At 60.7% G+C, this 21,474-nt stretch carries 21 protein-coding genes and 2 tRNA genes; 10 read left to right on the plus strand and 13 right to left on the minus strand.

What is annotated here, in order from left to right; genetic code table 11:
- The first annotated feature begins 116 nt into the window (after positions 1 to 116).
- The 5 genes from Asbog_RS13580 (at position 117) to Asbog_RS13600 (ending at position 2,749) form a co-directional block, all read left to right on the plus strand.
- Complete coding sequence (locus Asbog_RS13580) at positions 117 to 401, plus strand: accessory factor UbiK family protein (protein WP_062166052.1); 285 nt, start codon at positions 117 to 119, stop codon at positions 399 to 401.
- A gap of 159 nt (positions 402 to 560) precedes the next feature.
- Positions 561 to 1,067 carry a type III secretion system chaperone family protein gene (locus Asbog_RS13585; RefSeq protein WP_023978867.1) on the plus strand — a complete coding sequence of 169 codons (507 nt, stop codon included), beginning with the start codon at positions 561 to 563 and terminating at the stop codon, positions 1,065 to 1,067.
- Entirely contained in the window at positions 1,064 to 1,858 is a 795-nt protein-coding gene (gene proC / locus Asbog_RS13590) for a pyrroline-5-carboxylate reductase (protein ID WP_261763200.1), read from the plus strand. Before Asbog_RS13585 ends, proC begins: the two co-directional genes overlap by 4 nt.
- A 140-nt stretch (positions 1,859 to 1,998) precedes the next feature.
- Complete coding sequence (locus tag Asbog_RS13595; RefSeq protein ID WP_371861687.1) at positions 1,999 to 2,628, plus strand: TetR family transcriptional regulator; 630 nt, start codon at positions 1,999 to 2,001, stop codon at positions 2,626 to 2,628.
- Between the two features lie 46 nt (positions 2,629 to 2,674).
- Positions 2,675 to 2,749, plus strand: a tRNA-Gln gene (locus Asbog_RS13600).
- 355 nt (positions 2,750 to 3,104) lie between these two features.
- Here Asbog_RS13600 and Asbog_RS13605 read toward each other — a convergent pair.
- The 6 genes from Asbog_RS13605 to mnmE form a co-directional block, all read right to left on the minus strand.
- Positions 3,105 to 3,180 (minus strand) — tRNA-Lys (locus Asbog_RS13605).
- A gap of 91 nt (positions 3,181 to 3,271) precedes the next feature.
- Positions 3,272 to 4,153: a ParB/RepB/Spo0J family partition protein gene (locus tag Asbog_RS13610; protein WP_062165524.1), complete on the minus strand. Its 882-nt coding sequence runs from the start codon at positions 4,151 to 4,153 to the stop codon at positions 3,272 to 3,274.
- Complete coding sequence (locus Asbog_RS13615) at positions 4,150 to 4,962, minus strand: ParA family protein (protein WP_023978871.1); 813 nt, start codon at positions 4,960 to 4,962, stop codon at positions 4,150 to 4,152. The genes Asbog_RS13610 and Asbog_RS13615 overlap by 4 nt, the downstream gene beginning before the upstream one ends.
- The gene (gene rsmG / locus Asbog_RS13620) at positions 4,952 to 5,533 is read right to left on the minus strand and encodes a 16S rRNA (guanine(527)-N(7))-methyltransferase RsmG (protein WP_062165525.1); all 582 of its coding nucleotides are present in this window, start codon (positions 5,531 to 5,533) and stop codon (positions 4,952 to 4,954) included. Before rsmG ends, Asbog_RS13615 begins: the two co-directional genes overlap by 11 nt.
- A complete protein-coding gene (gene mnmG / locus Asbog_RS13625) occupies positions 5,530 to 7,386 on the minus strand; it encodes a tRNA uridine-5-carboxymethylaminomethyl(34) synthesis enzyme MnmG (RefSeq protein WP_062165526.1) in 1,857 nt (618 codons plus the stop codon). The genes rsmG and mnmG overlap by 4 nt, the downstream gene beginning before the upstream one ends.
- Before the next feature lie 7 nt (positions 7,387 to 7,393).
- Positions 7,394 to 8,698 (minus strand): tRNA uridine-5-carboxymethylaminomethyl(34) synthesis GTPase MnmE, encoded by a 1,305-nt coding sequence (gene mnmE / locus Asbog_RS13630; protein ID WP_146926675.1) that lies wholly within the window; start codon positions 8,696 to 8,698, stop codon positions 7,394 to 7,396.
- 13 nt (positions 8,699 to 8,711) lie between these two features.
- Between mnmE and Asbog_RS13635 the strand changes: the two genes are divergently transcribed.
- The gene (locus Asbog_RS13635; protein WP_062165528.1) at positions 8,712 to 9,158 is read left to right on the plus strand and encodes a methylated-DNA--[protein]-cysteine S-methyltransferase; all 447 of its coding nucleotides are present in this window, start codon (positions 8,712 to 8,714) and stop codon (positions 9,156 to 9,158) included.
- 262 nt (positions 9,159 to 9,420) lie between these two features.
- Here Asbog_RS13635 and rho read toward each other — a convergent pair whose 3' ends face one another.
- The 3 genes from rho to Asbog_RS13650 all read right to left on the minus strand — a co-directional run bounded on the left by rho (position 9,421) and on the right by Asbog_RS13650 (position 12,488).
- On the minus strand, positions 9,421 to 10,716 hold the full coding sequence (gene rho, locus Asbog_RS13640) for a transcription termination factor Rho (RefSeq protein ID WP_023978877.1): 1,296 nt from the start codon (positions 10,714 to 10,716) through the stop codon (positions 9,421 to 9,423).
- 222 nt (positions 10,717 to 10,938) lie between these two features.
- Entirely contained in the window at positions 10,939 to 11,505 is a 567-nt protein-coding gene (locus tag Asbog_RS13645) for a hypothetical protein (RefSeq protein WP_062165529.1), read from the minus strand.
- Entirely contained in the window at positions 11,502 to 12,488 is a 987-nt protein-coding gene (locus tag Asbog_RS13650; protein ID WP_062165530.1) for a magnesium transporter CorA family protein, read from the minus strand. The genes Asbog_RS13645 and Asbog_RS13650 overlap by 4 nt, the downstream gene beginning before the upstream one ends.
- Before the next feature lie 124 nt (positions 12,489 to 12,612).
- Here Asbog_RS13650 and trpB point away from each other — a divergent pair, with 124 nt between their 5' ends.
- Positions 12,613 to 13,839, plus strand: coding sequence for a tryptophan synthase subunit beta (trpB, locus tag Asbog_RS13655; RefSeq protein ID WP_062165531.1), 1,227 nt, complete (start codon positions 12,613 to 12,615; stop codon positions 13,837 to 13,839).
- On the plus strand, positions 13,836 to 14,651 hold the full coding sequence (gene trpA, locus Asbog_RS13660) for a tryptophan synthase subunit alpha (RefSeq protein ID WP_023978882.1): 816 nt from the start codon (positions 13,836 to 13,838) through the stop codon (positions 14,649 to 14,651). Before trpB ends, trpA begins: the two co-directional genes overlap by 4 nt.
- A gap of 90 nt (positions 14,652 to 14,741) precedes the next feature.
- Here trpA and Asbog_RS13665 read toward each other — a convergent pair whose 3' ends face one another.
- Positions 14,742 to 15,416, minus strand: coding sequence for an HdeD family acid-resistance protein (locus Asbog_RS13665; RefSeq protein ID WP_083510894.1), 675 nt, complete (start codon positions 15,414 to 15,416; stop codon positions 14,742 to 14,744).
- Positions 15,417 to 15,676: 260 nt separating this feature from the next.
- Between Asbog_RS13665 and Asbog_RS13670 the strand changes: the two genes are divergently transcribed.
- On the plus strand, positions 15,677 to 16,711 hold the full coding sequence (locus Asbog_RS13670) for a lysophospholipid acyltransferase family protein (RefSeq protein WP_083510895.1): 1,035 nt from the start codon (positions 15,677 to 15,679) through the stop codon (positions 16,709 to 16,711).
- 40 nt (positions 16,712 to 16,751) lie between these two features.
- Here Asbog_RS13670 and Asbog_RS13675 read toward each other — a convergent pair whose 3' ends face one another.
- Positions 16,752 to 18,953, minus strand: a complete 2,202-nt coding sequence (locus tag Asbog_RS13675; RefSeq protein ID WP_062165532.1) for a TonB-dependent receptor — start codon at positions 18,951 to 18,953, stop codon at positions 16,752 to 16,754.
- Between the two features lie 340 nt (positions 18,954 to 19,293).
- Between Asbog_RS13675 and Asbog_RS13680 the strand changes: the two genes are divergently transcribed.
- Positions 19,294 to 19,932 (plus strand): preprotein translocase subunit YajC, encoded by a 639-nt coding sequence (locus tag Asbog_RS13680; protein WP_083510896.1) that lies wholly within the window; start codon positions 19,294 to 19,296, stop codon positions 19,930 to 19,932.
- Between the two features lie 136 nt (positions 19,933 to 20,068).
- Here Asbog_RS13680 and Asbog_RS14600 read toward each other — a convergent pair whose 3' ends face one another.
- Positions 20,069 to 20,239, minus strand: a complete 171-nt coding sequence (locus tag Asbog_RS14600) for a hypothetical protein (protein WP_171840709.1) — start codon at positions 20,237 to 20,239, stop codon at positions 20,069 to 20,071.
- The gene (locus Asbog_RS13685; RefSeq protein ID WP_062165534.1) at positions 20,236 to 21,381 is read right to left on the minus strand and encodes an Mrp/NBP35 family ATP-binding protein; all 1,146 of its coding nucleotides are present in this window, start codon (positions 21,379 to 21,381) and stop codon (positions 20,236 to 20,238) included. The genes Asbog_RS14600 and Asbog_RS13685 overlap by 4 nt, the downstream gene beginning before the upstream one ends.
- Between the last annotated feature and the right edge of the window lie 93 nt (positions 21,382 to 21,474).

Below are 21,474 nucleotides of genomic sequence, written 5' to 3' on the forward strand. Positions count from 1 at the left end.
TGCAGCCGAACGATGTGGGAGCCAGTCTGGGCGGCATAACGCCCTGTGTTGGCTACACGGGGGCATTTCCACCGCCCGGTGACAAGGCCGGGCGACACGACAGCAAGGATATCGCCATGGCAGACCGGCCCCGTTTTTTCGATGATCTCGCAGGTGTTGCCGGAGGCGCCTTTTCGGCCCTGACCGGTCTGCGGGAAGAAGTCCATGCCATGGCGCGCGCACGGATTGACGAGGTCCTGTCCTCGCTCGATCTCGTACGACGCGACGAGCTGGATGTGGCCCGCGAACTGGCCACACGGGCGCGCATGGCGCAGGAAGATGCCGATGCCCGCATCGCCAAGCTGGAAGAGCGGTTGTCCGATCTGGAAAAGGCCGTCACCGCCCCACCGTCACACGGCTGAAGGCCCTGCGTACCTGCGATCTTGCAACAGGACGCAGGCATACGTAACGTGGCCTGATATGACGATTCGCAGCTTGCACAGCCCCGGATCTTCATATCGTTGCAGACATCCTGATGCGCATCGCCATGCCATGCGCATCACCGGCCCAGGGAGTCCCGAATGCCTGCTCTTTCCTTCTCCTCCTCCTCGCATCAGGATACGAATCCCCTCGACGTCATGGAGCAGATCGTCTGCGGCCATGACTGGGCGTTCGACCGCCGCACAGATTGCGAGATGGCCGCCGAAGCACCGGGAAAATGGTGCGATTACGGGCTGTATTTTTCATGGTCACGCGAGATCGCAGCCATGAACTTTACCTGCACGTTCGACCTGCGGGCTCCCGCCAACCGCCGCAAGGCGCTTTACGAACTGATTGCACTGGCCAATGAGCGCCTCTGGATCGGGCATTTCAGCCTCGACCTCGAAACCGGCACGCCGGTTTTCCGCCATTCGGTTCTGCTGCGCGGTGCCACGAGCCTTGCCGCAGAAAGCATGGAAGACATGATCGATATCGCCATCACGGAATGTGAGCGCTTTTACCCCGCTTTCCAGTTCACACTCTGGAGCGGCAAATCCCCCGCCGAAGCCCTTGAGGCGGCCATGCTCGATTGCGCAGGTGAAGCGTGAGCCTGCCGTCACTCCTTTTGGTTGGCTGCGGCAAGATGGGTGGGGCGCTCTGGCAGGGCTGGCTTGAGGAGGGTCTGGCACCCTCCGTCATTCTGGACCGGCGCTGTGAAGCGCCTCCTGCCCCCCATCGTGTCGTGCGTAGCCCTTCGGAAATTCCCCGGGGCTTTAAACCCGATATCATCATCCTGGCCGTCAAACCGGCCGGCATGGAAGAAACCATGGCATCGCTCAGGCCTGTTCTGGACGATACCATTGTCATCTCGATGCTGGCCGCCCGAACCATCGAGAGCCTGCGCGCTGCCTCTGATGGCGCCCGCACCAAAATCGTGCGCGCCATGCCCAATACACCCGCCTCGATCGGCAAGGGCGTAACGGGCGTTTGCAGCACCGATCTGAACGAGGATGAGCGCAAGCTCTGCACGACCCTCCTTTCTGCCGTGGGTGACGTCGCCTGGGTAGAGAGCGAAGCCCTGTTGGAGGCACTCACCCCCATATCGGGTTGCGGCCCGGCCTATGTGTTCCTGCTGGCGGAATTGCTGGAAAAGGAAGCTCTGCGCGTGGGCCTGCCACCTGACACGGCACGGCTTATTGCACGAGGGACCGTTTCAGGCGCTGGGGCGCTGCTCGAAGCCTCTCCGGAGGAAAGCGAGACATTGCGCAAGAACGTCACCAGCCCCAACGGTGTAACAGCCAAGGCGCTCGAGGCGATGATGGCACCGGAAGCCTGGCCCGCCACCATGACCAAGGCGATTGATGCGGCCATGGCGCGAGCACGCGAAATGGCCTCCTGAGCCAAGCATTGCGGTACGCCTTCTGAGCCATCACAGGGAGGCGTACGGGCAAAACCGTTCATTTCCCTGTCATTCGATTGTCACAGCCTGACCATCTTGTATTATTGATGCCGAATGACAGGGACGGGTTCATGACGGAAATCGATCGCGAAGAATTTGATCTGGCGCTTCTGGAGGCGGGCTTCACCATTGCCGCTGAAAAAGGCTGGCCACGCTTCACGCTGGTCGAGGCTGCCCAGCGCGCCGGATTACCGATCGATGAAGTCCGTGCCCGCTTTCCTTTCCGGCACAGCCTGCTGTTCCGTCTGGGCCGCCTGGCTGACGAATCGGCCTTTCGCGATGACGGTCTGAGCGGGTCCGTCCGTGAACGCATCTTCGATCTGTTCATGCGACGCTTCGATGTATTCCAGCAATACCGCGAGGGCATCCGGGCTGTTCTGCAGGCCCTGCCGACAGAACCCGGTCTGACACTCCTGCTTGGTGCTGCCACCCTCGACACGATGCGCTGGATGGCCGAGGTCGCTGGTGTGGAGTGCAGCGGACTTGGCGGGGTGATGCGTCTCAACGGGCTTGCTGGTGTCTGGGGCTTTGCTCTGCGTGCCTGGGAGAAGGATGAAAGCGCCGACCTCTCGCAGACCATGGCAGCGCTTGATCAGGGGCTCGACAAGGCAGAACGTTTTGGCGTGCTCAAGCCCTCCCCGGACCGCCTGATGGATCAGGCCAGCCAGCGCAGCGGCATTGCCGATCATCCGCTCGAACTCGAAACATAATGGCTTTACGTCTGCCATGAGGCAGATTAAAAGCCCTTCAACGCGATGGGATGTAGCCAAGCGGTAAGGCAGCGGATTTTGATTCCGCCATTCGGAGGTTCGATCCCTCCCATCCCAGCCAGCGCCATTTTCCTCTGAAAAACTGATCTACAGAACGAGCCTGCCGGTTTTCGGACGTCTTGCGGATTCATCGTGCTGAAACTCGCGATACCCGTCTAACCCAGAGGCTCGCCCAATACCCGGCTCTGTGCCTAATACGGGACGGCGCTGAGCCGCGCGGTCCTACGGCGCTACGGTATCCGCAGACGAGCGCTGCGCGAGGCGTGACACGAACATGGCTTATCGCGATGACACCCGCCAGATGATCGATGCTTCTCTTGAACGGCAGTGTCCGTACGTCGAAGCAACGGCAGGTGCCAATCCCAGAACAGGTCTGGGAAGATCGATTTTTGCATAGGGAGGTACCGGCGGGGCGATGGTGGGCACACAAGGGCTCGAACCTTGGACCCGCTGATTAAGAGTCAGCTGCTCTACCAACTGAGCTATGTGCCCATAGCCCCGCTCCGGTGAGAGGGCTTCTAACAAAGGGCGGAACAGGCATCAAGAGAAAAAATACACTATTCCGCATACGAAACTAAAATCTCTATTTCTCCGGAGAAAGCAGACGCATAAGCGTGTCGAACTGATCGAGGCTACGATAGTCCAGACGAAGCGATCCGCCTTTGCCGTTGAATTCGATCTTAACCTTGAGGCCAAGACGCGTCGCAAGATCCCGCTCCAGACGAACCAGTTCGTTATCGCGCGGCGCCTTGATCGCTTCCTGCTCGGCTTTGGGGGTCAACCGCGCCAAGGCCTCGGTCTGACGCACGTTCAGCCCACGGGCAATCACGATATCAGCCGCTGCGCAGGGGTCAGGATGCGCCAGCAGGGCACGGGCATGGCCTGCACTCAGCAAGCCGTCACGCACCTTCTGGCGTACGGCCTCGGGCAGGTTCAGCAGGCGCAGGATATTGCCAATATGCGGGCGGGATTTGCCCACAGCACCGGCCAGTTCCTCCTGCGTCAGGGCGTAATCGGTCAGCAGGCGTTGCAGGCCTTCTGCCTCTTCAATCGCGTTGAGATCGGCGCGTTGCAGATTCTCGACCAGCGCGGCAGCCATGGCATCGGCATCATCGAGCAGACGCACATGCACCGGCACCTCATGCAGTCCTGCACGCTGCGAGGCCCGCCAGCGGCGCTCACCGGCGATGATCTGGTAATGACCCTCCTGATCCGGGTCTGGCCGTACGAGAATAGGTTGCAGCACACCACGGCTTCGTATGGAGTCTGCAAGTTCGTTCAGCCTGCCCTCATCCATGTCCACACGTGGCTGGAAAGGACCCGGTGCGAGAAGGTCTACCCCCAACATGGAGGGATTCGGCACAGCTTCATGCGCTGCCCCCTGCGTACGGGGCAACTCGATCGCCTGGTCGCCAAGCAGGGCAGCAAGGCCGCGGCCGAGACGGGGAGCCGGTTTTTTGCTCATGAGGGAGCCCCTTGCTTTTGGGTGAGGCCCAGACGCTGGCCGATTTCCTGTGCCAGAGCGAGATAGGCCTGCGCCCCGCTGCTGCGACGGTCATATTCGAGCACTGAGCAGCCATGGCTCTGGGCTTCGGAAATCTTGATGTTCCGGGGAATCAGTGTTTCCAGAACCTGCTCGCCAAAGAAGTTGCGCGCATCTGCCGCCACAAGCTCCGAGAGGTTGTTGCGCCGGTCATACATCGTGAGAATGATGCCCGCCACATGCAGGTCTGCATTGAAGGCCCGGCGCACACGGTCAACTGTCCGCACGATCTGGCTGATCCCTTCCAGAGCGAAGAACTCACATTGAAGGGGGATCAGCACGGCATCGGACGCAACAAGCGCGTTCAAGGTCAGCAGACCGAGACTAGGCGGGCAATCGATCAGGATGACATCATAACGCCCTGACAGGGCCTCCAGAGCCTCGCGTATGCGGAACTCACGGCGATCACTGCCAATCAGTTCAAGCTCCGCACCCGCCAGATCGGTATTGGCAACGATGATGTCGAGGTTGGGTGTCTCTGTCGGGCGGGGAAGCTTTTCGGGGGGCGCTTCCTGCATGAGCGCCGCATAGCTGCCGATCTGACGCGCATTATAATCGACACCCAGTCCGGTCGAGGCATTGCCCTGCGGATCGATATCGACCAGCAGCACGCGTTGCGTGCTGGCGAGTGCCGCGGCCAGATTGATTGCTGTTGTGGTCTTGCCCACACCACCCTTCTGGTTGGTGACGGCGAGAATACGGGCCTTCTTGCCCGTGTCGTTATTCGACACGTTTGATATCGCTTATCTCGATGATGGCGCCACCTGAGGCGGCGCGATTGTCCAGAATTCTGTGCTGCATGTGCCAGCACCGCTCGGCTTCGGTCAACTCGTCCGGGAGATTTTTACCCTTCAGAAACAGGGCTTTCCCTTCCGGCAGAAGAAATGGTGCGCTCCATTCGAGCAACTGGCTCAACGACGCCAGGGCGCGCGCTGTCACATAAGGAGCAGGGGGAAGTTCAGCCTGCTCGATGCGTTTGGGCACGACCTGAGCCTTGACGCCGCAGGCGCGCGCCGCCTCGCGCAGGAAGGCGCATTTACGCTGATCGGACTCCACCATCACCATCTCGGCGTCGCAGGCGATGCCGATCATCAGCGCCGGGAATCCGCCCCCCGAGCCCAGATCGATCACGCGTGCGCCTTTGGTGATGAACGGCACCAATCTGAGGGAATCCTCGATATGGCGCTCCCATAAATGGGGCATGTCACGTGGGCTCACCAGATTGATCCGCGCATTCCACTTCTCGAGAAGTGCCGCGAACACCTCGAGGCGTTCGCGTGTTTCACGTGAAACCTCGATCATGCCACGGCCCTCACATGGGCGAGGAGCGCAATCATGGCGGCGGGTGTGACACCCGGCACACGCTGGGCAGCGGCGAAATTGGCCGGGCGCGCGATGGAAAGGCGTTCCTTCATCTCGCTGCTCAGTCCACCGATACGTCCGTAATCGAGATCATCAGGCAGCGCGATCTGGGCTTCATTGGCCAACTGACGTATCTCACGCTCCTGTCGTTGCAGGTACCCCCCGTAACGCGCCTCGGTCTCGACATGGCGCCGTATGCGCAGAGGCAACGCACCAAACCACGGGGCCAGACGGGTCGCCGCTTCCTCGTCAGCCTGCCCTGACAACACATCGAGCAGGGAGCGCCTGCGTCCGTCCTGCGAAACAGCAATACCCTGTGCGGCCAGATCCTGCGGGGCATGGATCAGTGCCCTGGCCTGCTCCATTGCCCCGTCGATCGCCTCGCGATCCTGCTTCAGCCGCTTGGCTCGTTCTGTCCCGACGCAACCCATTTCCTCCCCAATCGCGGTCAGGCGGAGATCGGCATTGTCTGCGCGCAGGCTGAGGCGATATTCGGCGCGTGAGGTGAACATGCGATAAGGCTCTGAGACGCCCTGCAAAGTGAGATCGTCCAGCATCACACCCAGATAAGCCTGATCACGCCCCAGCACGAGCGGATCGTTGCCTGCCACAAAGCGTGCAGCATTGAGCCCTGCGAGCAGGCCCTGGGCACCCGCCTCCTCGTAGCCCGTCGTTCCATTGATCTGCCCTGCCAGATAAAGGCCGGTCATGGCCCTCAGGGCAAGACTGGGGGCGAGCTCACGCGGGTCGACATAATCATATTCAACGGCGTAGCCGGGGGTGACGATAAGCGCCTTCTCGAGCCCCGGAATGGAGGCCATCATCAGCGCCTGAATATCGGCAGGCAGGCTCGTCGATATACCATTAGGGTAAACCAGATCGCCACCCGGATTGCCTGGGAGCCCCTCGGGCTCGAGAAAGATCTGGTGCCCATCCTTTTCGCCAAACCGGACGATCTTGTCCTCGATCGACGGGCAATAGCGCGGCCCCTTGCCTGCAATCGCCCCACCATAGAGCGCGGATTTCGCCAGATTATCGCGAATGATCTGATGGGTCTGTGGCGTCGTGCTGGTGATACGGCATGAAAGCTGGTCTGTGGTGATACGCTCGGTCAGCCGACTGAAGGGCTCAGGCACCTCATCACCCTTGTCCTCAGCCAGAGAGTCCCAGTCGATACTGTCGCGTGCAAGCCGCGCCGGAGTGCCGGTCTTGAGCCGCCCCATACGCAGCCCGAGGGCTTCAAGCCTTTCGCCAAGACGCGCTGCCGGACGCTCGCCGATGCGCCCTGCCTGCTCCTGCGTATGCCCGATATGAATGACCCCGCGCAGAAACGTGCCACTGGTCACCACAACAGCGCCGCAACGGACCACGCGCCCGTCTTCGCAAATGACACCTGAGACGCGCCCGTCATGCACCTCGAGATCGGCTGCCTCGCCCGCCATGATGGTCAGATTAGGCGTAACATTCAGTAGCGCCTGAATGGCATTGCGATACAGGAAACGATCGGCCTGCGCACGCGGGCCGTGAACGGCTGGCCCCTTGGAGCGATTGAGCAGCTTGAAATGGATCCCTGCCTGATCGGCTGCCCGGCCCATAAGACCATCAAGCGCGTCAATTTCACGCACGAGATGCCCCTTGCCGATACCCCCAATGGCCGGGTTGCACGACATGGCGCCAATCATCTCGGGCTTCTGGGTCAGCAAAAGCGTCCGCGCACCGAAACGCGCTGAAGCCGCTGCGGCCTCACTTCCCGCATGACCCCCGCCTATGACGACAACATCAAACTCGCTCACACACGCCTCATTTACCAATGCAGAATTGTCCAAATATCACATCCAGAAGGGAGTCGACATCAACTTGTCCCGTCAGTCGCCCCAAGGCGCGCATGGCCAGACGCAGCGCCTCACCCCTCACTTCCGGCCAAAGCGCCTCATGAGCCTGATCAAGATAGAGCAGGGCTTCCTCGATTCCAGCCCTGTGACGCGCCCGTGTCAGCGGAGCGCCCACGCCAGCGGTCAGGGCCTTGATACGCGCCCCGAGGGCCTGTTCGAAGCCCTCCATCCCCTCACCTGTCTGGACGCTCAGACCCAGCGTGTTATCCAGCGCCGGATACAGATCCACCTTGTTGCTGACCATCATGGCATCGGGACGCAACGGCATTTCGGCCATACCTGCCACGACGTGTAGCACCAGATCGGCATGTTCCACGTGAAACATTGCCCGGCGTATGCCTTCCGCCTCGATCTCATCCTCGGTCTCACGCAGCCCCGCAGTATCGACCAGACGCAGCCTCACCCCCTGAAACAGCCAGTCAATCGCGATCACATCACGCGTCGTCCCTGCGCGGTGCGTGACGATCGCCGCATCATATCCGGCAAGATGGTTCAGCAGGCTCGACTTGCCGACATTAGGAGCCCCTGCAATCACCACAGTCAGGCCACGGCGAACGATCTCGCCACGCTTGTCGGAAAGATGCGCCTTCAGGGCAGAGCGAAGGTCGTTGAGGGTGCGCGACAGGGCAAGCTCGACCGCCTCGGGCAGATCCTCGTCAGGGAAATCAATCAACGCTTCCTGATGCGCCAGCAATGTTTTCAGACGCTCGCTCCAGCCTTCATAGAGGCGACTCAAAGCGCCGTCCGCCTGGGCAAGCGCCTGCTGACGCTGACTCTGGCTTTCGGCCTCAACCAGATCAGCTATCGCCTCGGCCTGAAGCAGATCGAGCCTGCCTGCCTGTACGGCGCGCCGGGTAAATTCGCCCGGTTCGGCCGGTCGGGCGCCAAGCGTTGTCAGGGCCATTGCCACACGATTAATGACGGCCGGACCGGCATGGAGGTGCAGCTCAAAGCCGTCCTCACCCGTATAGGAGCGCGGCCCCGGCAGCCAGAGCACCATCGCATCGTCCAGATGGTCGCCCTCATGATGCAGCGCCCGCAGGCTTGCATGACGCGGCTTGGGCAGCCTTCCGCCACATAGCGACGCAAGCACCTCTTGAGCCCCGGCACCACTTGCGCGCATGATAGCGATTGCTGCCCGCCCGGTTCCTGTCGCCAGAGCGAAGATGACCTCGCCCTTGCGCGCTGCCGGGCGTTCCATCGCGTCAACCATGTGAATCCCTTCTATGCCCCAGCTTTCGCTTCACTCTCCTATCGGCCCCCTCACCCTCAGTGAGGATGATGGCGCAATCGTTGCCCTCGACTGGGGTTGGGGGCGCGATCAGGAAAAGACGCCTCTTCTTACCCGCGCCCAGACCATGCTGGAACGCTATTTCGACGGCGAGCCCGAAAGTTTCGATCTGCCTCTTGCCCCCTGGGGTACCGCCTATCGCAAGGCCGTCTGGCAGGCTTTGCGCGACGTGCCTTATGGTGCGACCATCAGCTATGCTGAACTTGCCCTCAAGGCAGGAGGCTCGGCCCGGTCGGTTGGCGGCGCTATGGCGCATAACCCCATCCCTATCCTGATCCCCTGCCACCGTGTTCTGGGGCGCAGTCATCTAGGTGGTTATTCCGGCGAAAATGGTCTGGACGACAAGCGCTATCTGCTGCGCCTTGAAGGCGTTCCGGTCTGACCCGCCAGCCCTGTAAAGACACTCCGCTGGCAGGCAAATCCTCCCCTGCCGGATAAAGCCTATAGCGCCATCGATTGGGGACCTTGCCCCAACGTGCTTCATGCACGCCGCGTTCTACGGCACGATTATCCCTCTGCATGAGGCAAGGAAAACGCGACCAAGCCGGGCTAAGCCCACGGCGAAATGCCCCTTGATACCGCCCATAAAAAAAAACCGCCGGAAGCGTGAGCCTCCGGCGGTTTTTCATGACCTGCAGACCAGATCAGTTGTTCATGGCGTCGAAGAAATCCTGGTTCGTCTTGCTGTATTTCAGCTTGTCGAGCAGGAAGTCCATGGCATCCATCGTCCCCATGGGCGACAGGATACGACGCAGGACCCACATCTTCGAGAGCGACGCACGATCGACAAGGAGCTCTTCCTTACGCGTGCCCGACTTGGTAATGTCGATTGCCGGGAAGGTGCGCTTGTCGGCAAGTTTGCGATCGAGGATGAGTTCGGAGTTACCCGTACCCTTGAACTCCTCGAAGATCACCTCGTCCATACGGCTGCCCGTATCGATCAGCGCGGTGGCGATGATGGTGAGCGAACCGCCCTCTTCGATGTTACGCGCTGCGCCAAAGAAGCGCTTGGGGCGCTGCAGGGCGTTGGCGTCCACACCACCGGTCAGCACCTTGCCCGATGAGGGGACAACGGTGTTGTAGGCGCGTGCCAGGCGGGTGATCGAGTCGAGAAGAATCACGACATCGCGCTTATGCTCAACTAGGCGCTTGGCCTTTTCGAGCACCATTTCAGTCACCTGCACGTGGCGGGTCGCGGGCTCATCAAAGGTCGAGGACACGACTTCGCCGCGCACCGAGCGGGCCATGTCGGTCACTTCCTCGGGGCGCTCGTCGATCAGCAGAACGATCAGGAACACATCGGGGTGGTTGGCGGAAATCGACGAGGCGATGCTCTGCAGCATCACGGTCTTGCCGGTGCGAGGCGGGGCCACAATCAGGGCGCGCTGGCCCATACCGATCGGGGCCACAAGGTCGATCACGCGCGGCGTATAGTCGCGCTGGTCTTTCTTGCCCTTGCCGGTGGGCTGAGGCTCGGGTGCACCGGCCTGCTCGACTTCCATACGCAGGCGACGCTCGGGATAGAGCGGCGTCAGATTGTCGAAGTTGATGCGCTGACGAACCGCGTCAGGCTCTTCGAAATTGATGGTGTTGACCTTGAGCAGCGAGAAGTAACGCTCGCCATCACGCGGGGCGCGGATCTGCCCCTCAACCGTATCACCAGGACGCAGGCTGAAGCGACGGACCTGGGCAGGCGAGATATAGATGTCGTCAGGGCCGGGCAGGTAATTGGCTTCAGGCGAGCGCAGGAAGCCGAACCCATCGGGCAGAATTTCCAGCGTGCCTTCGCCGTAGATGGCCTGATCATTATCCGCCAGGGTCTTAAGAATGGCGAACATGATGTCCTGCTTGCGCATCGAGGAAGCATTCTCGATTTGCAGCTCTTCAGCATAGGCCAGCAGATCGGCAGGTGTTTTTTTCTTGAGTTCAGCAAGATGCATGAAAAGCGCCTTAGATGGGCTATAGTCCACTGCCCGGACGATTTGGCATCGTGACCGTGACAGATGATCGATCGTGAAAGAATGCCCCGTCAGATGGGCCGCAGAACCGGGCCCGACGATGAGCGAAGACGAAAGGGTCTTGAAAAAGGCCGCATGAATCAAGACAGGCGGCGCTTGCGTCTCAATCTAGTGAGAAATAACGCTTTCTGTCAATAGTTCCGATCAACCGCGCCATGGCCGCATCATGTATTGACCCGACCTCGCCTCCGATGCGCCCAGCCCTGGAAGAATGAAGACCAGAGGAGAGGGATTCACCTTCTCGGCATAGGCACCGGAAATCATGGCTGGCGCGCATTGGCCGTCAAGATGCAGGGGCTTGGGCAGGGCAATATCGATCGTACAGGGAACCGGCCCGCTGGAGCCGGAAGCGGGCTGGTAATGCGCTTGCGTGACGTCCTGCGCGGTCAATGCGCCAGTGAGAGGCGCTGCCTGCAGGGGGCGGTTATCCGCATCAAGCGCGACGAACTCGCCCTGCAGACGGTTACCCTCGATGTGATACCCTACCAGGATTCGCGTCGGCTGACGGCCAGTATAGCCGGGGGCCTGACGAAAGCCGGGGGCCGTGGCGCTGTCGCCCTCATACTTCAGAGGCTCCTGGGCAAGCCGATCAAGCATCTGTTGCGCCTGCTGGGTGGTGGGCTGCAAGGCGCGTCCCGCCTCACCCGCCATGACAGGCTGGGCAGCGAGGGTGATGCACATGATCGGAAGGGAAAGGGCAAGGCGCTTCACGTTGAGCGATCTCCAAACCATCCACGGCGCCAGAAAACGAAGAGAGGCAGCAGCACCGAGGCAAGCATAAGGCATAACGCATAATAATAGCCGTAATGCCATTCGAGTTCCGGCATGACCTTGAAATTCATCCCGAAAATACCTGCCAGCAGGGTTGGGGTGATGCCCACAAAGCTGACAACCGTAAGCAGCTTCATTCCGTCATTCTGGTCGATACTGATGAAGCCGAGCGTTGCATCCAGCAGGAACTGCACCTTGACGGTCATCTGCGCCACGTAATCGTTCAGTGAGGCCACGTCGCGCCCGAGAATACGCAGGCGGGTCTGAAGGGCCTCACGAAACTCGAAATACCGCGCATCACCCAGATACATGCCAATGCGGTCCACCCCCAGCAGGCTCTCCCTGATGGAGGAGGTAAGGTCACCGCTCTCGCCAAGCTCACGCAGGGTCTGTCGCAATATATTGGCGTTACGGACATGGCGGTTCGGTCGTTTGGGCGCAAAGACCGTCCGTGAGATCGTATCGAGCGTATGGCCGTCATTTTCCAGAATATCGGCCAGACGGTTCACGATCGTCTCAAGCAGGTGAATGGTCAGCTCCGGCACATCAGAAAGCGCAAAATCGGCGTCGTTGGACGCAAGGTCACGGCTCATGGTCTCGAAGGCGGTGTAGCTGGAATAGCGCAGGGTGATCAGCCGGTCCGGCGAGACGATCATACCCACGGGCCATGCCGTCAGCCGCCCATCGATCACCCGCACCAGGGGCATGGAAAGATAGATCACATCCCCACGCCGGTAGTGGCGTGACGAACTTTCGATCTCTTCCAGTGCGGCCCTGCGCGGCAGGGTCAGCCCGGTCACGGCTTCCGCAAGGCGTATCTCATCCTCATTCGGCTCCACCAGATCGAGCCAGGACACGCCTTTCGCATCATCGGCTGCCAGAATTTCGTGGACCGGCTGCCCGACCGGGTGCGCTAGAAACATCTGGTTTTCCTCTCTGGTTCAGGCGCTTTCACCCAGCGGGTCGGGAATGGACGCAACGCCGCCCCTCTGGTATCGCAGAAACCCGCTCGCCATGTCGATCCATGCCCCGGACAGGATAATTTTCATGAGCTCTGAAGCCCCGCCCCGCCCCAACAGCCTGCGCAACGGCCCCGATCAACGGGGTCGCTTCGGTAGTTTTGGTGGCCAGTTCGTTGCAGAAACACTCATGCCTCTGGTGCAGGATCTGTCGGATGCCTACCAGACAGCCAAGGCAGACCCGGAATTCCGACGCGAGCTGGATTACTATTTCCGCGATTACGTTGGCCGCCCCAGTCCGCTCTGGCATGCAAAGCGCCTGAGTGACGAACTCGGTGGCGCGAAAATCTATCTCAAGCGTGAAGAGCTCAACCATACCGGCTCACACAAGCTCAACAATGTGATGGGCCAGATCCTTCTGGCGCGCCGCATGGGCAAGACGCGCATCGTGGCGGAGACCGGCGCTGGGCAGCATGGCGTGGCCACCGCCACGGTCTGCGCGTTGTTCGGTCTGAAATGCACGATCTATATGGGCGCCGTCGATGTCGAGCGGCAAAAGCCCAACGTGTTTCGCATGCATCTGCTCGGTGCCGAGGTGCATCCGGTAACGGCAGGATCAGGCACGCTCAAGGATGCCATGAACGAGGCCATGCGCGACTGGGTTGCCAATGTGCATGACACATATTTCCTGGTCGGCACGGTGGCCGGGCCGCATCCCTATCCGGAGATGGTGCGCGACTTCCAGTCGATCATCGGCATCGAAACGCGCGAGCAGATGATGGCCGTCGAGGGACGCCTGCCCGATGTGCTGGTGGCCGCCATTGGTGGTGGCTCCAACGCCATGGGCCTGTTCCATCCCTTCCTCGACGATGAATCCGTGCGCCTGATCGGGGTCGAGGCAGCAGGTCATGGGCTGGATAGCGGCTTTACCGCAGCGTCCATCTCCCGCGGTCGCTCGGGCGTGCTGCATGGCAATCGCACCTATCTCCTGCAGGACGAGTTCGGCCAGATTGCCGAAGCCCATTCGATCAGCGCCGGGCTGGATTATCCCGGCATCGGGCCGGAGCACTCCTGGCTGAACGATATCGGACGCGCCGAGTATGTGGGTGTGACTGACAAGGAGGCGCTGGAGGCCTTCCAGCTTCTGACGCGTACCGAAGGCATCATCCCGGCGCTCGAATGTGCGCATGGTCTGGCTCATGTCATGAAGATCGCCCCCTCAATGTCCCCGGACCAGATCATCGTCCTCAACCTGTCGGGCCGTGGCGACAAGGATATCTTTACCGTCGCCGAGCATCTGGGAGTTGCGCTGTGAGTCGTATCAAGGCCCGTTTTGAATCGCTCAAGGCAGCAGGGCGCGGCGCGCTCATTCCCTACCTTCAGGCCTATGACCCGGATCTGGAAACCTCTCTCGCCCTGCTCAAGGGCATGCCCGCGGCAGGGGCCGATCTGATCGAGATCGGTGTGCCCTTTTCCGATCCATCCGCCGACGGCCCGACCATTCAGGCCGCCGCGCTGCGTGGCCTCAAGGCAGGCGCCACGCTGGCCGGGGTGCTCGATATGGTACGCGCCTTCCGAGAGACGGACAATGAAACGCCGATCATCCTGATGGGCTATCTCAACCCCATCGACAGTTACGGCCCTGCACGCTTCTGCACCGATGCCGCCAAGGCGGGTGTTGATGGTCTGATCATTGTCGACCTTCCCAAGGAAGAGAGCGATCTTCTGTCAGGAGACGCGCAACGCTGCGGGCTGGATATCATCCAGCTGGTGGCGCCTAACACGCCCGACAGCCGCTTGCCCTATCTGCTCGATACCGCATCGGGCTTTATCTATTACGTGAGCATCACCGGCATTACAGGCACGCGCACCGCGAGCACCGATGAACTCGCAGCCGCGCTCCCGCGCCTTCGTGCCGTCAGCCCCCTGCCGGTTGCTATTGGCTTTGGCATTCGCACCCCGGAACAGGCCGCGCAGGCGGCTTCGGTGGGTGATGCTGCAGTTGTTGCCTCAGCCTTGATCGCGACACTTGCCGGCACGCTGAAGGATGGGAAGGCAACCGCAGAAAGCGTTCCGTCCGTGCTGGGTCAGCTGGCAGACATCGCCAAGGCCGTTCGCCAGAACTGAGCGGCTCTTGCACAGCTGAACTGAAGAAAAAAAAGGCCGCCCCGACACTGTGTCGGGGCGGCCTTTTTCATGCGCCGTCATAGCGGGATATCACTGCCCGTCGCGCTTGAGCGACATGCCGAACGCCATTGCGGAGATACCGCCGAAGATCAGCTCGATGGCAATGAATGTGCCGATAAGCCAGAGCCCGGACCACGGCAGGGTAACGAAAATGAACACCCCGGTAAACAAGGCAACTGCCGCACTGAGAATCATCGTCCACCAATTGGCTACGTGACGATGTCCCAGCGCCCAGAGCCCCCTCATTACGCCTGAGGCCATGAAGCACCCGGCCAGGAAAGCTGTCAGAAACAGCGATCCCGTCTCGGGTTCCTGAATAAGAAGAATCCCACCGAGAACGTAGAGAAACCCCGTCAGGGCAGTAATCCAGAACCGCGACCCCGGCACGTCACGATGGGCAAAACTCTGCGCCAGATAGGCGACCCCCGAGAAAATGATCAACATGCCGATAACGACGATGCTCGCCAGCGTGGTCACAACAGTATCGAGAAAGGCAAACACACCAAGCAGGATGAGGGCGGCCCCGATGCCGATGAACCAGTTTGGTTTCAGCTTGGGCGTAAAGGGTGGCAAGCCCGGAATACCGCCTCCGGGAAAGCTCCCGCCTGTGAAGATCCCGCCAGGTAATTCATCGCTGCGCGAGATGTCGCCCGGATCATTGTCACCGGAGGGTTTGTTTTCTGGGGTATTGCCAAAACCAGACATTACTTTTTACCTTTCTTTCTCATCACTACGCACGAGGCAGGCTGCAGACCGCAAGGCGACGCCCTAAAGAATACGTGACCACCAGCGCCACCTGCACCCATGGGACAAGGCGATGTTTCACGTGGAACATTCCCAGGCTTCGCTGCACAAAACGTGATCGGCGCGTCCTGCTGCCATCAATACGTATTGACCAGTCATCATCCTGAGGATCGCAGGTCAGGAGATTGTCACATTTGCCTCCTGACAGTATTGAACACTGCATGAGTGCGAAAGACTTCCGAGCCCGGCTCGCCAAACTGCTATCAGGACGGGGCAGCAAAGCACCGAACAAGAATCACGCACGTCATCAGCCCCGCCCGATCTTGATGGAGCCTACGCCCGCGCGTGCGCCCAGCGTGCTGACCCGCCGTGTTGAGGCCCTTCGTGCTGGCATCCGCCTGGCCGGGGTCATCATCTGGGTGCCGCTTTCAGTGGGATTTGAGGCTTTACTGCTCCCCATCCCCGGCGTCCTCAAGATACGCTGGACGCGGGTCATCTGGGGCGTTCTGTGCAAGTTGCTTGATCTGGATATCCAGGTCGTTGGCAGCCCCGTCGGCACAGTCGGCGGACAAAAAGGACGCGATCGGGGCGAGCGCCCCGTTATCTATGTCGCCAACCATTCGTCCTGGCTCGACATCCCGGTATTGGGAACCAAGATCTATTCCGTGTTCGTCGCCAAAGGCGACATCGAACGCTGGCCCATCATGGGGCTGGTCTCCAAGATCGGGCGCACCATTTTCGTGAGCCGCAATCGGAGCACAACCGGGCGTGAGCGAGACGAAATGATCACGCGTCTTGCGACGGGAGATAATCTGATCCTGTTCCCTGAAGGCACATCCTCGGACGGGTCACGCGTGCTGCCCTTCATGTCCACATTCTTCGCGATCGCGAAGTTGCCCCGCCTGCCCAAAAACGCACCGCCCGTAGATATGCCCTCCTACCCGCCCGGACTGACGCCACTCATACAACCTATCTCTCTGGTTTATGACCGGCTGGAGGGTTTACCCGTCACACGCACCCGACGCGCCATCTTTGCCTGGTATGGCGATATGGATCTGGGGCCTCACGTCTGGCAATTTTTGAAAACACGCAACAAGCGGGCGACTGTCCTGCTTCACGCGCCGCTGGCACCAGAAGACTTCCCCAGCCGCAAGGCACTGGCCAATGCCGCATGGTCTGCCGTCGCGCGCGGCGCAGCAGAATTGCGCCAGAACCGGGATACCATGACGGGTTGGCAGCATAATCTATCGCGCTGACACGCGCGACGGCCAGAACACAACGATCGCAACACAACCATCAGAAATCGATTTCTGTCGTTGCGTGATAGCTCCGGGGCAAGCCGGCAACTGCCGAATTCGTGGCATTGGTGCCGCCATCGACAGAACTCGGATAGACCGAAGCCCAGTATCGCGCATTGGTTACATTACTGACCCCGAAGCGAATGACCATCGGCACGCGATATACGTGAAAGCCATAGCGCGCACCCAGATCGAGGGTTGTGAACGAGGCCACGAAACTGCGGTTCTCGTTATCGGCTGCGCGTCTGCCAACAACGTGCACGCTCGCATTGACCGCGCCACCCCGCGCCCAGCCGGGGTGATAATCGAACAGGATATTGGCCTGCACCGGAGCCACCCCCACAACCTGCTTGTGCGATGTCAGTGCAGAGCCTGTGTTGCCAACCTGCGCATCAAGCCAGGTGACACCCCCTATGACACTCAGCCCATCGCTGACCCGCCCTGCAACCTGCCCCTCGACGCCGTAATTGCGTTGTGTTCCCGCCTCGCGATACAGGCTGCTCACCGGATCGGTGAAGGCAAAACCACGCGTCATACGAAAAGCCGCGGCACTCAGCATCACCCCCGACGAAGGGCGGTATTTTGCGCCCACCTCATATTCTTCTGAGCGCAGCGGTGCGAGCACGTCATTGGCATTCCGGCTCGACGCCGGGGCAACCGGTCCCGCCTGAACAGACCGCCCCCAGGTGCCGTAAAAGCTCGTGTGCTCGTCAAGCCGATAGATCAGGCTCGTCATGGGGGTAAAAACACCAGAGGCGTTATAGGCGGCGGTCGTGACGCCATTGCGGTTGCGGCTCGTCGTGTCGAGCCAGCTCCAGCCAAGTGTCGCCATGATGGAAAAATGGTGGTTCAGCGCCATCGTATCTCCCAGAAGGAGGGATTGTGTCAGGATCGACGCGGATTGATAACGCCCCGAGAAATAAGGCTGCGTCCCTGTGAATACGATCGGGGCCCCGATACGGGCCGTTCCCAGTATCGTGCTCGCCCCCGCGGTCGGATTGAAATTGCCCATGCTGTAACCGTTCGAGCCCAGCACCAGCTGGTGCGCAAAACGCCCGGTGTGGAACCGGCCATTGACATAGGCGAGGTTCGACCAGACCCGGAAATCATTGGCGGTCGTTGCTGCCGTTATGGTGGTGCGATATCGCCCCGTATCGTCAAGCAAGGCATTGGTGACACCGAAGACGTTGCGCCAGGCATCCTGATACAGGCCGCGCAGCGTAAGCGACCAGTTCTCGTTGAATGTGTGAGTGACCTTGGCCAGCGCCGTATTGGTTGACGCGTTATAACCCGCAAAATCCTGGCCATATCCCTGCTGCGAAAGATCGGGTGCCTTGGGCAAGGAAAGCCCCGTGGCAAAGGTGAACCCTCCGGCATAACCACGCTGGGCATAGCTGTACTGGCTGGCGTCAATCTGGATCGTCGTCCGGTTGTCGAGCCTGAAATCGAAGGTTCCGGCAATCAGCCCGCGTCGCAGATGCGTACCGGGGGCATAGGTCGTGCCAGACTGGTTGAGCATCGTCACACGATAGCCAAACCATCGCCCATGTCCCACCCGCCCTGATGCATCGAGTGACTCCAGGGGCGCACCCGCCGAATCCACTCCGAACACCAGATGCTCGCGAGCGTGATCTGTGGGGCGGTTCAGCGTATAGTCGAATGTCCCCGCCGGATTCTGCGGTCCGTACAGCGCGCCCGACAACCCGTTGAGCACCTGAAGGGAATCGAACATTTCGGCAGCATAAGGCGTCGTGATCACCATATTGAGCCCGTCCATACGGGAATTGGCGATCACATCCGCTTCGAAGCCCCGCGATTGCGGGCGGCTGGTATTGGGGTCTCCCCGCATTTCAAGCTGTACCGAAGGCAGGTACTGCACCAGATCATTCGCATTGCGCGCCTGCTGGTTCACAATCACATCCCGTGGAACCGCCATGATGGAAAAAGGCGTGCCCAGCAGCGAGCGCGTGCCCAACGGCCCAAGAGACGCATCATGACGGCCATAATCAGCCCCCATACCGGACGCCTGACGACCATGCACAATTACATGCTCGTCTCGTTGCCCGGTCTGCGGTGAGGGTTTATCGGCGCCTTGCAGCGGCGCTGCCTTGCCCGAGCCTGTGACGATAGCGGTGCTCCCCCAAGTCAGCAGGAGCAACAGGCCATAACGCAGGGCAGAGTGGGTTGAGTGATTGGACATAACCCGTATTCATGCCGAAACGAACGCTCTCTTGCCAGACTGCCTTGCACTGCCTCGAAGGTTTTCGCGCCCGATCCTTGCGCGACATGACAACGATCGTTGTCAGAAGCGCCCGCTTCTGGCCGGGGCAGCAGCTACCCGATCGGGACTGTGCAACCTATCGGTGAATTGCACAAAAGGCTGACCACCCATGCCTCACGCCCCCTTTTCATGAAGCGCAACATGGGGCAGCCTGAGCCAGTCCGTCTCTCTTGCCGATGAGATGGAACAGTCGACCATTTCGCTCTGACTGACACCCAAGAAGGACAAGAACGCTCCCATGGTTTCGAGGACAACGCGCATGACCCGTCGTTTGCTGCGCCCTGCATTGACTGCCCTTCTTTTCGCTGCACCGGCTTCGACGCTCCCTATCTCCCGAGCGGCTGCACAGGCCGTGATCACGGGCAACCAGAGCATGACCGCAACGGTCGAGACGATCGATCCGGAAACACGTACCGTTCTGCTGCGTGACAAGAAGGGCGGATTGCTCAACCTCACCATCCCCAAGGATGCGAAAAACCTTCCCCATCTTGAAGCTGGAGACCAGATTTCGGTCCGTTTCTTCCAGACGATGGCAGCCGATATCGCCGCACCCGGCACGCCCCTGCCGGAATCGACCGTGTCCTCCGCCAAGGGTTATGCCCGTCGCCACCCGCATGGCACGCTCGTCTCGTTCCAGCGTCAGCGCGTGAAGGTCGTGACCGTCGATGCGGCTGCCCATAAGGTAACGATCATCGATCATGCTGATATCACACGCACTATCACTGTGCGTCAGAAGGCGCTTCAGCCCCTGCTGAACAGCCTCAAGACCGGCGATGACGTTGATGTGACGACAATGGATGCCGTGTCATTTTCCGTACTCAACCGGACCGTCAATGGCGATGTCTCGGTTACCGAAAAAACCGGCGAACAGACCCCGGCAGTAACACCGGCTCACTGACTATCCGGGCAGTGTGCAGGGCTTTGCCCTGCACCCGCAAAGGGCCAAGCCCCTTCAATCCCCGTCTTGAATCAGGTGGGTTCCCGAAGGACGATCGTCCTTTGGCGGGGCATGGGGCAGCGCCCCATACATCCGCTTACTGTGCAGGCCTGGCCGGCTGCCAGAGCGTATCTGGCGGCGGCAGATGAGGGGAATTATCAATCACCCCATAGCCATCGGCGGCGTAGCCATGATGGGCCACCTTGCGGGGGCCGCACCCCACAAGCACCAGACCACCGACTAGCAGGGCGAGAGACAGACGCCTCAAGCGCCTGGCTCCAGACGCAGACTATCCGCCACGGCACGGGCCAGCCGGGTATAGGCCTGTGCGGCCTCGCTGTCGGGCGAGGAGAGGATGATCGGCGTGCCGGCGTCGGCGCTCATGCGAATATCGGCCAGCAGCGGAATTTCGCCAAGGAACGGCACATTGGCCTTTTCGGCTTCGGCCCGCGCACCCCCATGACCGAACAGCTCGGTGCGATGGTTACAGTTGGGGCAGCAGAAATAGGACATGTTCTCGACCACACCGAGCAGCGGCACATTCATGCGCTCGAACATGGTCAGCCCGCGGCGGGCATCCAGCAAGGCAATGTCCTGAGGGGTAGAAACGATCACGGCACCGCGCAGGCTGAGCTTCTGGGCGATGGTCAGCTGGGCGTCACCTGTACCCGGCGGCATGTCGATCACTAGCACATCGAGGGCGGGCCACGCCACGTCGCCCAGAAACTGGCCGATGGCCCCCATGACCATCGGGCCGCGCCAGATCATGGCCTGCTGTTCATCCACCAGAAACCCGATGGACATGGCGTGCATGCCCCAGGCTTCAACTGGAATGATCTTGCCATTTTCCAGCGCAGGCTTGGCGGAATGACCAAGCATGCGTGGCAGGGAGGGGCCATAGATATCGGCGTCCAGCATGCCGGTACGCAGCCCGAGCTTGGCCAGACCGGCCGCAAGGTTGACGGCAGTGGTTGATTTGCCCACGCCGCCTTTGCCGGAGGCAACGGCAATAATGGCGCGCACCTGGGGCAGGGCCTTGCCATCGGGACGCATGGGCTGAGGATGGCCGGGGCTGTTGGCGGGCTGCTCGAGCTGGAAGGGGCGGTGCCCCTGAGGCTGGGGCGCAGCCTTGCCCGGTGCACGATGAGCCGTCAGGATAATCGTTGCGCGCGAGATACCAGGGAGACGCGCAAGAGCAGCTTCAGCACGGGGACGCAGGGGTTCGATACGCGCCGCATCCTCGCGCGACGTGGCGAGAGAAACATGGGCGTGTCCATCACGCACCGCCACACCTTCAAGCGAGGCAAAGCTCAGGACATTGGATGTGCCGGCTTCATCCTGAACCAGACGCAGGGTCTCGAGAATCCTGCGCTGGTCTTCCTCGTTGGCGGGTTTTTCAAAATCGGTCATGGTTGTCCTCTGGCGACGGGGCGCTTCTGGCGACGGGGCCGGGCCTTATCCCTCCCGTTTAACATGGCGGGAAGTGGATCGCGCAACCATCTG

It is taken from the genome of Asaia bogorensis NBRC 16594 (genome assembly GCF_001547995.1).
Lineage (GTDB): Bacteria > Pseudomonadota > Alphaproteobacteria > Acetobacterales > Acetobacteraceae > Asaia > Asaia bogorensis.

What these genes read in the sequence shown, in the direction of transcription:
- Asbog_RS13580 (WP_062166052.1), top strand. Translation starts at nt 117, where the DNA reads ATGGCAGACCGGCCCCGTTTTTTCGATGATCTCGCAGGTGTTGCCGGA.
- Asbog_RS13585 (WP_023978867.1), top strand. Translation starts at nt 561, where the DNA reads ATGCCTGCTCTTTCCTTCTCCTCCTCCTCGCATCAGGATACGAATCCC.
- Asbog_RS13610 (WP_062165524.1), bottom strand. Translation starts at nt 4,153, where the DNA reads ATGAGCAAAAAACCGGCTCCCCGTCTCGGCCGCGGCCTTGCTGCCCTG.
- rsmG (WP_062165525.1), bottom strand. Translation starts at nt 5,533, where the DNA reads ATGATCGAGGTTTCACGTGAAACACGCGAACGCCTCGAGGTGTTCGCG.
- mnmE (WP_146926675.1), bottom strand. Translation starts at nt 8,698, where the DNA reads ATGGTTGACGCGATGGAACGCCCGGCAGCGCGCAAGGGCGAGGTCATC.
- Asbog_RS13635 (WP_062165528.1), top strand. Translation starts at nt 8,712, where the DNA reads ATGCCCCAGCTTTCGCTTCACTCTCCTATCGGCCCCCTCACCCTCAGT.
- rho (WP_023978877.1), bottom strand. Translation starts at nt 10,716, where the DNA reads ATGCATCTTGCTGAACTCAAGAAAAAAACACCTGCCGATCTGCTGGCC.
- Asbog_RS13650 (WP_062165530.1), bottom strand. Translation starts at nt 12,488, where the DNA reads ATGTTTCTAGCGCACCCGGTCGGGCAGCCGGTCCACGAAATTCTGGCA.
- trpB (WP_062165531.1), top strand. Translation starts at nt 12,613, where the DNA reads ATGAGCTCTGAAGCCCCGCCCCGCCCCAACAGCCTGCGCAACGGCCCC.
- Asbog_RS13665 (WP_083510894.1), bottom strand. Translation starts at nt 15,416, where the DNA reads ATGTCTGGTTTTGGCAATACCCCAGAAAACAAACCCTCCGGTGACAAT.
- Asbog_RS13670 (WP_083510895.1), top strand. Translation starts at nt 15,677, where the DNA reads ATGAGTGCGAAAGACTTCCGAGCCCGGCTCGCCAAACTGCTATCAGGA.
- Asbog_RS13675 (WP_062165532.1), bottom strand. Translation starts at nt 18,953, where the DNA reads ATGTCCAATCACTCAACCCACTCTGCCCTGCGTTATGGCCTGTTGCTC.
- Asbog_RS13680 (WP_083510896.1), top strand. Translation starts at nt 19,294, where the DNA reads ATGACCCGTCGTTTGCTGCGCCCTGCATTGACTGCCCTTCTTTTCGCT.
- Asbog_RS13685 (WP_062165534.1), bottom strand. Translation starts at nt 21,381, where the DNA reads ATGACCGATTTTGAAAAACCCGCCAACGAGGAAGACCAGCGCAGGATT.